This window comes from Rhodococcus sp. NPDC056516, from assembly GCF_042794655.1.
Taxonomy (GTDB): Bacteria; Actinomycetota; Actinomycetes; order Mycobacteriales; family Mycobacteriaceae; genus Rhodococcus_F.
The window spans coordinates 1-17,444 of record NZ_JBHTTG010000014.1; the positions used below are offsets into that span (position 1 = coordinate 1).

2 protein-coding genes are annotated in these 17,444 nt (G+C 60.2%); both read right to left on the minus strand.

Translation table 11 applies throughout. The features are described 5' to 3' along the window. On the minus strand, positions 1 to 3,217 hold a 3,217-nt coding region (locus tag ACFQ6Y_RS30195), incomplete at its 3' end, for an amino acid adenylation domain-containing protein (RefSeq protein ID WP_378640496.1). A 272-nt stretch (positions 3,218 to 3,489) separates the two neighbouring features. After that, positions 3,490 to 17,397, minus strand: a complete 13,908-nt coding sequence (locus tag ACFQ6Y_RS30200) for an amino acid adenylation domain-containing protein (RefSeq protein WP_378640499.1) — start codon at positions 17,395 to 17,397, stop codon at positions 3,490 to 3,492. Positions 17,398 to 17,444: the final 47 nt, after the last annotated feature.

The following is a 17,444-nucleotide window of genomic DNA, read 5'->3' on the forward strand; positions in this document are numbered from 1 at the left end:
AACGCTCGTCCTCACCGAGCAACTCCACATCCCCGACAACCGAATCAGGCTCCGCCACCATCGCTTCCAGAACCCGAACCAACCGCTCCGCAAACCCAGCCACCGTCGACTCGTCGAACAAATCCGTCGCATACGTCAACGACATCGGCATCCCCACACCGACGCCGTCCTCCTCCAACGGTGACACCGTCAACTGCAGATCGAACTTCGCGATCTCCACACCCGCGTCGAAACCGGCAATCGACAGCCCCGGCAATTCCAAGACACTCTGCGCCATGTTCTGGAAGAACAACGCAACCTGGAACAACGGATGATGAGCCTGCGACCGCGCCGGATCAAGCACCTCCACCAACCGCTCGAACGGAACATCCTCGTTGCCGAACGCCCCCAGATCGACCTCACGAACCCGACCCAACAACTCCGAGAACGACTCCGAAGAATCCACCTCCGTCCGCAACACCAACGTATTGACGAACATCCCGATCAAATCATCGAGAACCTGCTCGCCCCGCCCAGCGATCGGCGAGCCCACCACAACATCATCACTACCACTGAGCCGCGCCAACACCACCGCCAACGCCGCATGCACCACCATGAACAACGACACACCACGATCAAGCGCCAACTGCTCGAGCGCCCGATGCAACCGCGCATCTACCGAGAACTGGTAACCGGCACCACGATTGGACGCAACCAACGGCCGCGAACGATCCGCCGGCAACTCGATCCGCTCCGGCAACCCCTCCAACACCGACGTCCAATACCCCAACTGCTCAGACATCAACGACGACGGATCACCCTCGGACCCCAACACCTCACGCTGCCACAACGCGTAATCCGCATACTGCACCTCGAGCGGCGCCCACCCCGGAACCTGTCCACCCGCACGCGCCACATACGCCATCGACACATCACGCACCAACGGCCCCATCGACACACCATCAGCAGCAATATGGTGAACCACCAACGCCAACACAAACTCCGACGAACCCGTCTGGAACAAACGAACCCGCAACGGCACCTCAGAAGTGACATCAAACCCCTCAGTCACCACCGGCGCCAACACACCCAACAAATCAGCCTCATCGGTCGGCACCGCAGAAATATCCACAGCGAACCCACCCACCGGAAGAACCTGCTGGAACCCGACCCCCTCGAACTCCGGATACACCGTCCGCAAAATCTCATGCCGCGCAACAACATCCGACACAGCAGCACCCAACGCCGCCACATCCACCACACCAGACAAACGCAACACAATCGGAATATTGTTCACACCCGACACAGCATCAAACCGCGACAAAAACCACATCCGCTGCTGCGCCAACGACAACGGAATCTTCTCCGGACGCACCCGAGCCGTCAACGCCACACGCGCACGCCCAGCGGAAGCTGCGAGCGCAGAGGCAAGCGACGACACCGTCGACGACTCGAACAACGTCTTGACCTGTACCCGCACGTCGAAGACAGCACTCAACCGCGCTGCCAGCTTCGCTGCTATAAGCGAATTGCCTCCAAGCTCGAAGAAGTCGTCATCCGCTCCGACCTGCTCCGTCCCGAGCAGCTCGCCAAACACCGTGGCGATCTGGATCTCATCCTCAGTAGAAGGAGCACGGAACGGACGAGACTCGAAAAGCGGATCCGGTAACGCGGCGGTATCCAACTTGCCCACGGGTGTCAACGGAATCTCACTGATGAGAACGACAGAGGCGGGCACCATGTGCCTGGGCAATTCTTGTCTGCAGACGTCGAGCAGTTCCGTGACGTCGACCTCGGCTCCCGCTCGCGGCAGCACATACGCCACCAGCGCCTGCTCGCCATTGGCGAGCTTGCGACCGAGGGTTGCAACAAAGTCGACCGCTCGATGAGATGCAAGAACAGCGTCGATCTCTCCGAGTTCGACCCGGAAGCCGCGAATCTTCAATTGGGAGTCGGATCGCCCAACGTATTCGAGATCCCGCGCGCCGCCTTCTGCGATGACCCAGCGTACGAGGTCACCACTGCGGTACATTCGTTCGCCCTGCGCTCCGAACGGATTCGCGATGAAACGATCGGCAGTCATACCAGTCAGATTGTGATACCCGCGCGCAACCTGAGGCCCGGCAAGATACAGCTCTCCTGTCGACCCGACTGGGACTGGCTGTAACCGTGAGTCCAGAACCAGGGCGGAAGCCCCGCGAACAGGTCCACCAATTGTCACGCGGTCACCTGGTGCCAGTTTCGGGCTGATGTTGGTGACAATAGTCGTCTCGGTTGGGCCGTATCCGTTGTAGAAGGCCCTGTCCCGTCCCCAGCGTGCAACAAGCTCAGGTGGGCATACCTCGCCACCGACTACAGCGGTGACGATGGAATCCAACCCCGAGGGATCCACAGATGCCAACATTGACGGGGTTCCCACCACATGCGTGACGCGTTCGGTTTTCAATAGTTCCGCGAGCTCGTCACCCCCGTAAACGGTCGTCGGAACGATAACCATCGTCGCGCCGGAACCGATGGTAAGCAACAGCTCGAAGAGCGAAGTATCGAAGCTGGGGGTGGCGAAGTGCAGAACCCTCGATTGGGCTGTGGCACCAAGTCGATCGGCCTGTTCACTCAGCAAATTGCCCAGGCCTGCGTGCGTGACAACAACACCTTTCGGACGTCCAGTCGACCCTGAGGTGTAGATAACGTATGCAGGGTGTTCGACTCGCAGAGTGCGAACACGGTCCGAATACGCCACCGGTTCTCCGGACATCGCTTCCGATGCCTGCGTCGTCTCGAGAGAATCGATCGCGATCCACCTCACAGACGATGGCAAATCAATATCTAATTCGCCGACGGTCAAGCCGACCGAGACACCCGAATCCTCGATCATGTACGCAACACGGTCAGACGGATAGTTCGGATCCACCGGCACAAAAGCTGCACCGGTCTTCGCGACTGCCCACACTGCCAGCACTGACTCGATTGACCGCGGGATGGACACGGCAACCCTGTCCTCCGGACCTACACCGCCGGCGATCAACATACGAGCCAGGCGAGACGACCGCGCATCCAATTCGGAATAGGAAAGTGAGTTCCCCTCGAATCGCAACGCTTCCCTCGAAGGATCCAACTCGACGGCCGCCGACAGCAACTGTGGCAGCAACAATGTCCTCGCTCGACGAGTACGGGTAGGCCGCTCCCGTCGACTCTTGCGAGTAGCAGAGGTATCCGGCGTCACACCATCGGCGCTCATGCGGCCACGACCTGCGCTCGAACGGCGTGATGGAGGAGCTCGTGCTGCGTCAAGACATTTCACCTTCGCTTTGGTACTGCAGTTCGATCGGTATTCGCGGGAATCCGATCACTTCCGAGGTTCTACCCTTGACCTGGGCAAATCGAGTTCGACGTCCCGGTATGACCCCAGTAGTTGATCGGACACACCGAACCATTGTTACAGCTGTCGAGGAGTGGACATCATCGGACTGTTCGGGATAAGGGCGTCTATCTACTTCGAGAACGGCGGCGTCAGCTCAGAGTCCACGTCGCGGGATCACACGCGAGGCGTAGATCAGGCAAAGTTCCTTCGACGACATCTGTGAAGACGTCTGTCTGACCTACCGCGTGCGAAACCCACTCCTCCTCGAGGAGGCCGTGCACATCGGCATTCCGAGACTCTTCCGAGGACACAAGGACGACGCCACCCACTACCCCTGCCAGCAGAATCGTTAGAACCGATGTTTCATCGTCGTCGGGACCGAAGTACATCAAACGCGATTCGTAGTCGACCTCGTGCTTTTGCGACATGGCATCCAACTTCGCCGCGAGCTCTCCCTGGGTGATCTGGTCAGAGGCTGATCCGGTAACCACGACCGCGACGTCGTCCACATTGAGCGGACGAACCCGGTCCGCGTAGTTCACGGAACGACTCGAATACGACGCCACCAATTCGACAACATCGGACTGGTTCAGGTCGAGGATCGTATCCAGCGCAACGTCAGAATCTGCACTGCCCGAAGTCAGCGTCAAGGCCACACTCGGGTTTGTTCCTCTTCCAGGCCTACGCGCTGCTCCTGTTGTAGTTCCCACGAGTACTGCCGCGCCGGCTTTGGACAGCGCCCAGATCGCCACTACCAGTTCGATGCCACGCAGCCCTGTCATCGCAACTGCGTCGCCCGGGCCGATCCCAAGACTGATGAGGTGGCGCGCAAGGCGAGATGATCGTGCATCGACCTCGTGGTATGTCACTTCCTCTTCATCGCACACGACTGCGACGGCGTCAGGATCAGCCTCTACGGAGTTCGCCAATAGCTGTGGCACGAGTCTGCCCGTCGAAGCACCAACTGCCGGGGGTGGCGTTGTGTCCACGGAGCCGAGGACTTCTGCCCTTTCGGAGTCGGTGAGCAGTTCGATGTCACCGATCGGACGTGAAGGATCCGAGGACACCCGATCTAGAACGCGTACGAATCGCTCGACATTTGCGTCGGCGGTCGCTTGGTCGAAAAGATCGGCGGCGAATACCAAATGGCCAAGCAATCCACCTGTTTTCGGATCAGAACTGAGATTGAGTTGGAGGTCGAACTTCGCAGTCGCCTCCACACCCTCGACTGCCGTGATCTTCAAATCCGGCAGGTTGAACTCGGCTCCTGCCATCGGTTCGACCGACAGTGCAACCTGGAAAAGCTCGTCCGCTGACGCCGACAAGGCGCTGGTTACTTCCTCGAACGGTATGTCGCCGTTCGCAAATGCCTCCAGATCGACATTTCGAACCAGCGAGACCAATTCGCCGAATCCTGCTCCGAGATCCGGAGCGGTCCTGAGTGCAAGCGTGTTGACGAACATTCCGACTATGTCGTCAAGTTGCTGCTCACCTCGCCCGGCTACAACCGTTCCGATCGCGAAATCTCGGCTACCGCTCAACCGTGAGATGAGAACTGCAAGCGCAGCATGCACAACCATGAACAATGTGGCGTTGTGTTCTCGCGCAATCTCGTCGAGCCGCGTCGCCGTTTCCGCGTTGACGGAGAACTCCGAAACACCGGCCCTTGTAGACATCTGCGCCGGTCGCTGACGGTCGGAAGGCAATCCGGGCGTCGACGACACACCGTTCAACGTCCGCCGCCAGAAGTCGAGTTGCTGTGCAGCCAGTGAGCCGACCTCGTCGACGCTACCGAGCACTTCGCGCTGCCAGATTGCGAAGTCCGCGTACTGAACAGCCAGCGGCGTCCACGACGGCGCGGTGTCGCGCACGCGAGCCTCATAGGCGACCATCATGTCTCGGGCCAGAGGTGCCATCGATTCACCGTCAGCGGCGATGTGATGAGCGACCAAGACGAATATGAAGTCTGCCGACCCCAACTCGAGCAACCCCGTGCGTACGGGTACTTCCTGAGCTACGTCGAATCCGGTCGTCACCAACTGCACGACGCGATTGAACGCCGCCGCCTCGTCGTCTACCTGAGTCGTCTCGAGAGGCGAAAGGAGTTCGTCGATCGCGACGACTTTCTGAACCGGGCCTTCGATGTCACTCGGGTAGCTGGTCCGGAGCGACTCGTGTCGAACCAATACGTCGTGAAGAGACTGGCGCAAGGCTGCGACATCCAAGTTCCCTGTCAATCGCAGTGCCAACGGAATGTTGTATGCCGCAGAACCGGGATCCATCTGGTTGATCAACCACATACGCTGCTGCGCCAAGGAGAGAGGGAGGCGTTCTGGGCGTTCCCGCGCCTCCAGCTCCATTCTCGCGCCGGAGCCTGCAGTCTTTTGCGCTACTGCCGCCAAACCTTCCACTGTCGAGTTCTCGAACAGCACGCGCACCGGGATCTGAGCATCGAGCGCCTGCCCCAACCGTGCCGCCAACCTGGTAGCGATCAACGAATTGCCACCCAGCGCAAAGAAATCGTCATCCAGACCCACCCGCTCGATGTTCAATACATCGCCGAACACCGACGCAACAATTTCCTGCACCGATGTGACCGGCGCCCGGAACTCCGCTGCCTCGAATACCGGTGACGGGAGTGCCTTTCGATCCAACTTGCCCGACGCATTGAGAGGAAGCTCGTCGAGAACAAGAACCTTCGACGGCACCATGTACGCCGGAAGCACGGCCCGGGCCGACTCCAGAACTTCCGACGCATCTACTGCAGTTCCCACGACATACCCGACCAGGCTGTCGCCGAACGTAGCATCGCTGTGCAGGACTACCACCGCGTCTGCAACCGTCTCGTGCGCGATCAGAGCAGATTCGATCTCGCCGAGTTCGATGCGTTGCCCCCGCAATTTGACCTGGAAATCCGATCGGCCGACGTACTCCAGCTCACCCCGACCGTTCCACCTGACCAGGTCGCCGGTTCGATACAACCTACTACCGCCGCCTGATTCATGCTCTCCCACAAGCACAAAGGGGTTGGCGACGAAACGTTCCGCAGTCAACGCCGCTCGGTTCCCGTATCCGCGACCGACGCCGACACCACCGACGTACAACTCACCGATCACGCCCGGTGGCACCAGACCCAACGACCGATCCAGAACGAACAGATCGATGTTCGGCACCGGTGCACCAATCGGAACGCTGACGGTGTCGTGCGCGGTCACCGCGTGGAACGAGACCACGTCCGACGCTTCCGTCGGGCCGTAGCTGTTCACCACGCGTACTCCGCCTGACAACAAACTACCAAGACGATTAAGCCGGATCGACTCGCCTCCAAGGAACACAACATCGAGAACGCTCAGAGCAGAATCCTCGTCGGAATCCACCACGGCTTCGAACGCGCTCGGCGACATGTTCGCCACTGCAACGTCACCGTGCCCGACGCGAGCAACGATCGCATCCGGATCGAAACCGTCTGGGGCAAGCACTACGGTCCGACCGCTGCTCAACGCTGCCCAGACGTTCTTCTGCGTCAAGTCGAAACTCGGTGACGACGCGATCAATAGACCACCAGTTTCGGGCAACTCGCTGCGGTACCAGGCCACCGTGTTCTCGATGCCGGCCATCGGCACCAACGTCGGCTTCGGACGACCCGTCGAACCGGATGTCGAAATGACGTACCCCAAGCGGTCCCCCGCACCGAGTTCACGCCATCGATCCGTCGGCCTCTCCACCATCGGCGAATCGCGCATGATGCTGTCGAGGACGATGACGTCCACCGCCAGATCGAGAGTCGTCGTACTCACCGCACATCGGGCGCCAGTGTCAGCGATTATCGCTTCGATCCGATCCTGTGGATACGACGGATCGATCGGCCCGTACGCAGCACCCGCCTTCCACGCCGCCAACATACCTACGACCCACTCGACCGACCTCGGCACGATCAACGCGACGACGTCATCCGGACCGACGCCGGCCGCCGTCAATCGCTCGGCCACCACGTTTGAGTAGGCGTCGAGCTGCCCATAGGTCAGCGCCTCGCCATCGCACTCGACGGCAAGAGAATCAGGCGCCCGTCCAACCTGTTCTTCGAACATCGCAGTCAAGGACGCGCCTGCCAACGCTGTGCGCCCACCAGCGGACCAGCTGAGAAGGTTGCTGCGCTCAGTAGCCGTAAGTACGTCGATATCACCCAACCGAACTGACGGATCGACAGTGATCTCAGCAAGGATGCGCCCGAACCTGTCGGCAAATCCTGCCACCGTCGACTCGTCGAACAGATCCGTCGCGTACGTGAACTGCGCCGCCATCCCGGCCGGGGCACCGGACTCGTCGAACTGCTCGACCATCGTCAACTGCAGATCGAACTTCGCCGCCACCGTATTCGCGTCGATGCCCGAAACTGTCAGATCACCGAGTCGAAGTGCCGACTGCTCCATGTTCTGGAACGAGAGCATCACCTGGAACAACGGATTACGCGCCTGCGACCGCGCCGGATTGAGCACCTCCACCAACCGCTCGAACGGCAGATCTACGTGCGCAAATGCACCCAGATCACCCTCACGAACCCGACCCAACAACCCCGAGAACGACTCCGAAGAATCCACCTCGGTCCGCAACACCAACGTATTGACAAACATCCCGATCAAATCATCGAGAACCTGCTCACCACGACCCGCCACCGGAGTACCGATCGCAATATCGGACGTCCCCGACAACCGCGACAACAACACCGCCAACGCCGCATGCACCACCATGAACAACGACGAATTCGACTCACGCGCAATTTTTTTCAAAGAATGATGCTCTGGCGCGCCGATAACGAAAGCGTGTTTGGCACCACGATTGGACGCCACCGCCGGCCGCGGACGATCCGCCGGCAAATCCAACTGATCCGGCAACCCCGACAACGCCGACTCCCAGAACCCGATCTGACGCGAAATCAACGACCCCGCATCATCTTCCGACCCCAAAGTCTCCCGCTGCCACAACGCGTAATCCGCATACTGCACCTCGAGCGGCGCCCACCCCGGCACCTCACCCCGAGAACGAGCCTCGTACGCCACCATCACATCACGCGTCAACGGCCCCATCGACACACCATCACCACTGATGTGATGAACCACCATCGCCAACACGAACTCCGACTCCGACACCGCGAACAACCGCGCCCGAACCGGAACCTCCACCGCCACATCGAAACCAGCCGACAAGAACTCCGTCACCGCACCGACGACATCGGACTCCGACACCGCCACCGGCGACACATCCAACCGCACCCGATCCGCCGACAGGATCTCCTGGAACCCGACACCGTCGACCTCCGGATACACCGTCCGCAAAATCTCATGCCGCGCAACAACATCCGACACAGCAGCCTGCAGAGCCGCCACATCCAACAACCCCGACAACCGAATCGCCACCGGAATATTGTTCGCCGACGACAACGTATCGAAACGGTTCAAGAACCACATCCGCTGCTGCGCCAACGACAACGGCACCCGCTCCGGCCGTACCATCGCCGTCAACGCCGCCCGCGCACCCGATCCGATCTCCGACTCCATCCGAGCAGCCAACAACTCCACCGACGACGCCTCGAACAACACCCGCACCGGAACCTGCGCATCGAGCGCCTGCCCCAACCGCGCTGCCATTCGAGTAGCAATCAGCGAATTACCACCCAAAGCAAAGAAATCGTCATCCAACCCGACGCGCTCGACCCCGAGTACCGCCGAGAACACAGAGGCCACAATTTGTTCGACGGGTGTTACCGGAGCCCGGAACACCGCAACCTCGAACACCGGCTCCGGCAACAACTTCCGATCCAACTTGCCAGAGGAGTTCAAAGGCAACTCGTTCAAGACCATGATCGCGTTCGGAATCATGTAGACAGGCAACGACTCGGGAAGTGCATTCCTCAGGTCTTCCACGTCGATCACCGAATCCGGGACAGCGATCACATGCGCAACCAACTGATCGCCCATATCGGTGGATGCAACGGTGACCACGCACTGAGCCACCGTAGGGTGCGCCAGCAGAGCGGATTCGATCTCACCCAGTTCGATCCTCTGTCCGCGGAACTTGACCTGAAAATCGGTACGCCCGACATACTCGAGCTCGCCTGCGGTGTTCCACCACACCAGGTCCCCGGTGCGATACATCCGACTGCCACCGACATTGACTTCACCGTCCGTGTCGTTCGTCTCCACAAATGGGTTCGCGACAAAACGATCACTGGTGAGATCGGGTCGCGCGACGTAACCGCGGGCCAGTTGATCACCGGCCAGATACAACTCACCTGCAACGCCTACCGGCACCGGCCTCAATCGGCTGTCCAACACGTAGACCTGGGAGTTCCACTCGGGCACCCCGATCGGAATCCCTGTTGACTCTGATCCGTCGACCTCGTAGTAGGTGATCGAGACCGCAGCCTCGGTAGGGCCGTACACATTGTGCATGCCTGCAGAGGACACCCGAGCGAATGCGCGCACCGTCTCGACCGGCAATGCCTCACCGATCACGAAGACGTCCCTCAGTGACACCAATGCGTGCTCCGGAACCGAAGTCGCGAAGACGGTCAACATCGACGGAACGAAGTCCGTCAGCGTCACCCGATGATCTTCGATCAGACCAGCCAGATATGCGGGATCTCGATGTCCGTCGTGAGATGCCAGCACCACTCTCGTACCGGACAAAAGCGCAGTGAAGTATCCCCACAACGAGACGTCGAATGTCGTTGCAGTCTTTTGCAGATAGACGTCTTCTGTGCCGATGGCGTACTGATCCTGCATCCACAGGACCTGGTTCACGATGGCGTGATGCGAGACCGCAACACCCTTGGGCTTGCCCGTGGAACCCGAGGTGAAGATCACGTAGGCGGCATTCACATCACGCAGTCGACCACGACGATCAGCATCGGAAACGATTGAAGCCGAATAGCTCGAGAGATCGACAGCGTCGATCAACAGCACGTCGGCGCCGTTCGGCGCTACGAAAGCATCCCGCGTCGTCGACAGCACACAGACCGGATCGGCAGTCGTGAGGATGTGCCCGATCCGCTCGGCCGGGTGATCAGGATCCAAGGGCACGTAGGCTCCGCCCGCGGCGATCACCGCGTACATACCCACTACGAGATCGAGCGATCGACGCATCGCCAAGGCCACCAACGATTCGGGCCCGACCCCGTTGTCGATCAGCTTGCGTGCCAATTTGTTCACACGTTCCGACAACTCGCCATAGGTCAGCGACTGGCCGTCGAACACCACGGCAACAGCATCGGGTGCCAACGCAACGCGGGTGTCGAACAGCGAAGCCAACGTCTCGCTGTTCTCAACGTCATGGGCGGTGGAGTTGCGCGCAATCAACAGCGACTCGCGCTCGGCCTCCTCCAACAGTTCGATGTCACCCACGGTGATCGACGGATCCACGACCACCTGCTCGAGGATCCTGGTGAAACGATCGGCAAATCCACGAATGGTCGACTCGTCGAATAGGTCTGTGGCGTATGCGAACTCGGCGAACATGCCAGATTCGTGCGTATCTTCGATGTGAGGAGCGAGGGTCAGTTGAAGGTCGAATTTCGCGATACCCGCGTCGAACTCGAGGCCTGAGACCTCCAAACCTGAAAGCTCCAACGCATCCTGCGACATGTTCTGGAAGAACAGCGCGACCTGGAACAGCGGGTGATGAGCCTGCGATCGGGTGGGGTCCAGTACCTCGACCAATCGCTCGAACGGAACATCGCCGTTGCCTAGCGCCTGAAGGTCGGTCCTTCGCGTTGCCGAGACGAGTGAACTGAATGTACTCGAGAGGTCCACGGGAGTCCGCAGGACCAGCGTATTCACGAACATACCGATCACATCGTCGAGCGCCTTTTCGCCTCGCCCTGCAACCGGAGTACCGATCACGATGTCACTGGTACCGGACAATCTTGCGAGAAGCACGGCGAGGGCCGAATGCATCACCATGAACAGCGACGCGTTCCGCTCGCGTGCAAGTGAGTCCAAGCTCGACCGAAGCTCTTCACTGACGGAGAAGCGGTACGTAGCGCCACGATTCGAGGCGACGACCGGGCGGGGTCGGTCAGCCGGTAACGAAAGCACTTCCGGCGAATCGCGGAGGACGGAGCGCCAGTGGTCCAGCTGAGCCGAGATCAACGAATTCGGGTCGTCCTCGTCGCCGAGGACCTCCCGCTGCCAGAGTGCATAATCGGCGTACTGCACCTCGAGCGGAGTCCAATTCGGAACGCCATTCGAAACCCGAGCGGCGTAAGCAACCATGACATCCCGAGTCAACGGACGCATCGAGAACCCGTCCGCTGCAATGTGATGCACAACGAAGGCGAGAACAAATGCGTCCGCCCCCACCTCGAACAACTGCACACGGAACGGTACCGACATTGTCACATCGAACCCTGCCAGAGCGAGCGTCAGCAGTGCCTCTTCGATCCGAGTTCCGCCCAGAGTGACTGGGGTGAGATCGAAAGATACCTCTGAGGCAGGCAGAATCACCTGCTGACCTTGCCCACCCGCCTCCGGGTAGATCGTCCGTAGCGATTCGTGCCGATCCACCACATCCGATACGGCCAACTGCAGTGCCGACAGATTCAACTGGCCACTCAAACGCAGCGCAATCGGAATATTGTTGACGGCCGATTCGGGGTCGAAGCGGCTCAGGAACCACATGCGCTGCTGAGCAAGTGACAACGGAATCGTCGTGGGGCGAGATCCTGCGACTAGTGCCGGAATGTTCCCGGAACTGACGTGTGACGAGATCGCCGCCGCCAGCGACTCTACATTCGAATTTTCGAACAGGACCCTCACGGGGATCGTCGTATCGAGCGCTCGCCCGAGCCTGGCGACCAATCGTGTGGCTACGAGCGAATTGCCACCCAAAGCAAAGAAATCATCATCCAACCCGACACGCTCGACCCCCAGAACGTCGGCATAGACGCCCGCTACCGCCAACTCCGTATCAGTCGCGGGTGTTCGATACTCCCGCACCTCGAATACTGGCTCCGGCAACGCCTTCCGATCCAACTTACCGTTCACCGTCAGCGGAAGCTCCTCGAGCACCACCACAGCATCCGGAACCATGTACCCGGTCAAGAACTCGCTCACCCTCGTCGACACAACGGAAGCAACAAGATCCATGCCAGCCTCGGGGACCACATACCCCACCAGACGATCACCGAGCGCAACATCCGAGCGCACGACCGCCACAGCGCCAGCCACCCCAGGCACACGCAACAACGCAGCCTCGACCTCGCCGAGTTCAATCCGGAACCCACGCAACTGAATCTGCGAATCACTTCGGCCCGCATACTCGAGCACCCCGTCGACACTCCACCGTGCAATATCGCCTGTCCGGTACATCTGATCACCGGAACCGCTGCGGCCGAACGGGTTCGCAACAAAACGACCAGCAGTCAACCCGGGCTGGCCCACATACCCACGCGAAAGCTGACCACCAGCGATATACATTTCGCCTCGAACACCCACCGGCACAGGGCGAAGCCGATCGTCGAGTACGAACACCGACAATCCACCAAGGCCCCGGCCGATCACCGAACCAGTCGCCTCACGAACCATCACCGAATCGAGTGCAGAGAACGACACGTGCACAGTGGTCTCGGTAATCCCGTACATGTTCACCAATCGCGGCGAACTATCGTCATGACGGTCATACCAACGCACCAACTGAGACAAATCCAGCGCCTCACCGCCGAAGATCACATGACGCAACGACAACGAGCCGGCCGAATCGCCAGCCATCCGATCCGCCTCGGCGAACTGATAGAACGCCGAAGGAGTCTGATTGAGCACCGTCACCCGCTCACGCGCTACCAACTCACGGAATTGCTCCGGCGAGCGAGAAGTCAGGTAATCCACCACCACAACAGTGCCGCCGTACAACAGCGGGCCCCACAACTCCCACACCGAGAAATCGAACGCGTAACTGTGGAACAACGTCCATACGTCCGAACCATCGAAACCGAACCGCGGCTGAGCATTCGCAAACAACTCCACCACATTTCGATGACTGACCGCCACACCCTTCGGCTTCCCAGTTGAACCGGAGGTATAGATCACGTAGGCAATATCATCGGCACGCAACGCAGAACGACGATCACCGTCCAAGACCGGGGAACCGTCGTAATTCGCCAAGTCCAACGCCATCACATCAAGAACTGGCACCTCGACATCGACGACATCACCCGCAGCGACGACGCACACAGGGCGCGCGTCCGCCAACGTGAAAGCGATACGCTCCGCCGGATACGTCGGATCAATCGGAAGATAGCCACCACCGGCCTTCACCACGGCCAACAACGTGACAACCAACTCAACCGACCGCGGCAAAACGACCGCCACCAACGACTCCGGTCCAACACCACACTCGATCAGATTGCGCGCCAACCGATTTGCCGCCTCATCCAGTTCACCGAACGACAACCGGCGATCCTCGAACACCACGGCAGTCGACGAAGCCGCACCCGCAACCCTCGCATCGAACATCGACACCAATGTCGTGCCGGGTTCGACCTCGACACCAGGAACCATCCAAGAATCCAGAACGTCCGAACGCTCGGCAGCATCGAGCAAATCGATATCACCGACCACCACCGTGGCATCCGCTGCAATCGCTTCAAGAATCACAGTCAGCCGACCGGCGAAAGATTTCACCGATGCCTCGTCGAACAAATCCGTCGCATAAACGAGTGCCACACTCAGGCCCCCTGACGCAGCAGTCGCGTCGGACTCCCAGATCGTGAACTGCAAGTCGAATTTGGCTATTGCCGAATCGACATCAAGCCCGGAAATGGTCAATCCCGGTACCTCGAGGCTGCTTTGCGTGCTCTGCCCAAGATTTTGCATAGAGAGCATCACTTGAAACAGCGGGTTCCTCGACTGCGATCGCGAGGGATTGAGCACCTCTACCAACCGCTCGAACGGAACGTCCGAGTTACCGAATCCATCGAGATCGATGTCTCGAATACGGGCGATCAAGTCGATGAAAGACATGTTGACGTCAACATCTGTACGGAGCACGAGAGTATTGACGAACATCCCGATCAGGTCGTCGAGAGCCTGATCGCCTCGACCGGCGACCGGCGTTCCGATCGCAATGTCCGAAGTCCCGGACAACCGCGCCAGCAGAATCGCCACGGCGCTATGCAACACCATGAACAGTGATGCGTTGTTGTCCAGCGCAATTCGATTGAGAGCCTGGTGGAGCTCCGGTTCGATCGTGAATGTGTGCCCGGCTCCGCGATTCGACGCGACGCGCGGGCGCGGGCGGTCCGACGGAAGATCGAGCTGATCGGGGATACCGGCCAACGCGTGGCGCCAGTAGTCGACCTGGCGAGTGATCAGAGAATCCGGGTCGTCTTCACTGCCGAGAACCTCGCGCTGCCACAGTGCAAAGTCGGCGAACTGTACGGGCAGCGGAGCAAGATCGTGCGAAATTCCTTGTGTCCGAGACACATAAGACGAAACGATGTCCTTGGTCAACGGTCCCATGGAGAACCCGTCACCGCTGATGTGATGGACGACGAACACGAGGACGAATTCGTCGGCGGCGAATTGGAAGAGTGCCGCCCGAATCGGAACCTCGGTGGTCACGTCGAATCCCGGAGTGACGAAGTCGGTCACTCGCTCGACGATCGCCGACTCGTCTACCCGTATGGGAGTCAGGTTCGGTACCACGGCTGCAATGTCGACCAGGCGCTGATATCCGACGCCGTCGACCTCCGGGTACACAGTCCGAAGTATCTCGTGCCGCTCGATCAAATCCTCGAGTGCGCCTTGTAACGCATCGACATCGAGCGCTCCGCTGAGCCGCAGCGCGACCGGAATATGGTCGACTGCCGATTCTGGTTCGAATCGGTTGAGGAACCACATGCGCTGCTGCGCCAAGGACAGCGGAACCAACTCGGGGCGCTCGCGAGGGATCAGGGGAACGTGAGCCTTGCGGTCTTCTGAGATTTTTGCTTCGTCGATGAAGACGGCAAGTTCTGCGGCCGTGGGCGCGTCGAAGAAATTGCGCATGTCGATGGAGATGCCGTGTTCGGCGTTGATCCGTGCAACCACGCGAGTGGCGAGCAACGAGTTGCCGCCCAGTTCGAAGAAGCCGTCGTCTGCCCCGACCCGATCCTGCCCGAGCAGATCGGCAAAGATCGCGACCACACCAGCTTCGGTAGGTGTCGCGGGCTCGCGGTATTCAACCGTCTTCGACACGAATTCGGGTGCGGGCAAGGCTTTTCGATCCAGCTTGCCGCTGGCATTGAGCGGAAACTCGTCCATTTCGACGAACATGGCAGGGACCATGTAGTCGGGTAGCCGTTCACCCAGCGACGACGTCAGAATCTCTGAATCGATACCCTCGGCGACGATGTAGGCCACCAAGTTGTCACCGATCGTTTCGTCCGAATGGACGACCACCACGGCTTGCGAAACACCTTCACAATCGAGCAGTGCCGCCTCGATCTCACCGAGCTCGATGCGCAGACCGCGGAGCTTGACCTGAAAGTCGGTGCGACCGATGTATTCGAGCTGACGGTTCGCTCCGGCGCCGCGCCAGCGCACCAGGTCTCCGGTTCGGTACATCCGGGATCCGTCGGTAGCGCCCGGCCGAGCCACGAAACGGTCTGCCGTGAGATCCGGTCGCGACACGTATCCCCTGGCCAGCTGAATCCCGGCAAGATAGAGCTCTCCTGCTACACCCGACGGCGAGGGCCGCAGCGCATCGTCAAGCACCAGGAGCTCGGTGTCCGCAACTGCTGCACCGATCGGCACCGACACCTGATCTCGCTCGCCGGTTTCGTAGTACGTCACGTCGACGGCAGCTTCGGTCGGGCCGTACAGATTGTGGAGTCCAGCACTGCTGACCTCGCGTAGACGTGCCGCGGTTCGAGCCGGCAGCGCCTCACCGGATGCGAACACGTATCGAAGGGTTTTCACCTGCGCAACAAGGGGTTCGGCGACGAACACTGCGAGCATCGACGGCACGAAGTGCACCGCCGTCACTCCGCGCTCGATCATCGTGCGAGCCACGTACGCCGGATCACGATGTCCGTCGGGTTCCGCGATCACCAGCGATGCACCGACCTGCAGCGGCCAGAAGAACTCCCACACGGACACATCGAAAGTGAAGGGTGTCTTCTGCAAGATCACGTCGTCGGCAGTGAATCCGTACTCGGTCTGACGCCACTTCAGGTTCGCGACGATGGCACGGTGAGAGACTGCAACGCCTTTGGGGCGTCCGGTCGATCCGGACGTGAAGATGACATACGCAGTGTTGTCCGCGCGCAGCGGCGCCAACCGGTCGGAATCGGTGACGGTTGTCTCGGCATGACCCGACAAGTCGAGGGTGTCGACGTCGAGCGTGGGAGTACCGTGCGGCAGCACCACGGCATCGGACGTACGTGTGAGCACAGCCGTGGGCTTCGCGATCTCGAGTACGTACCCGAGACGGTCGGCAGGATGATCCGGGTCGAGTGGAACGTACGCGCCGCCGGCCTTGACGATCGCGTACATCGAGACGAGGAGATCGATCGATCGACGCATCGCGAGACCGACGAGGCTGTCCGGTCCGACACCTGCCGTGACGAGTTCACGGGCCAGGCGGTTCGCTCGCGCGTCGAACTGTGCGTAGGTGAGCTGCGTTCCGTCGTAATCCAGCGCGAGCGCATCCGGCGTCCGCTCGACCTGCTCGTCGAAGAGTCCTGCGAGGGTCACGTGGGCATCGGACTCCGCCGCCACCTCGACGAGCGACGTTCCGTCGGTGATGAGATGGTCGACCACCGCACCGAGACCGTCGGCCTCGCTGGCGATCAGCTCCGGCAGCACAGTGGAAACGACAACAGGAACCAGGGCATCTGCCCCCAATGCCCCGCCCATCGCGGTGTCGAGAGTGACCAACTCGTCATTGAGTCGTCCGTAGCTGATTTCGGTTCCACCGTGGCTCAGAGCCACTCGATCAGGGTCTACCGCCGCAACTGCGGCTACCAACTTCGGCAGATCTTCGATCGTCAGCGACTGCGGTCCCGGAATACCGACGGACATCTACACTTCCTCCAACTGACTTTCGTGAAGTGCGCCCCGGCCGAGCA

Bases quoted from the DNA above. Each gene is read 5' to 3' on its own strand.
- ACFQ6Y_RS30200 (WP_378640499.1), bottom strand. From the start codon at position 17,397: ATGTCCGTCGGTATTCCGGGACCGCAGTCGCTGACGATCGAAGATCTG.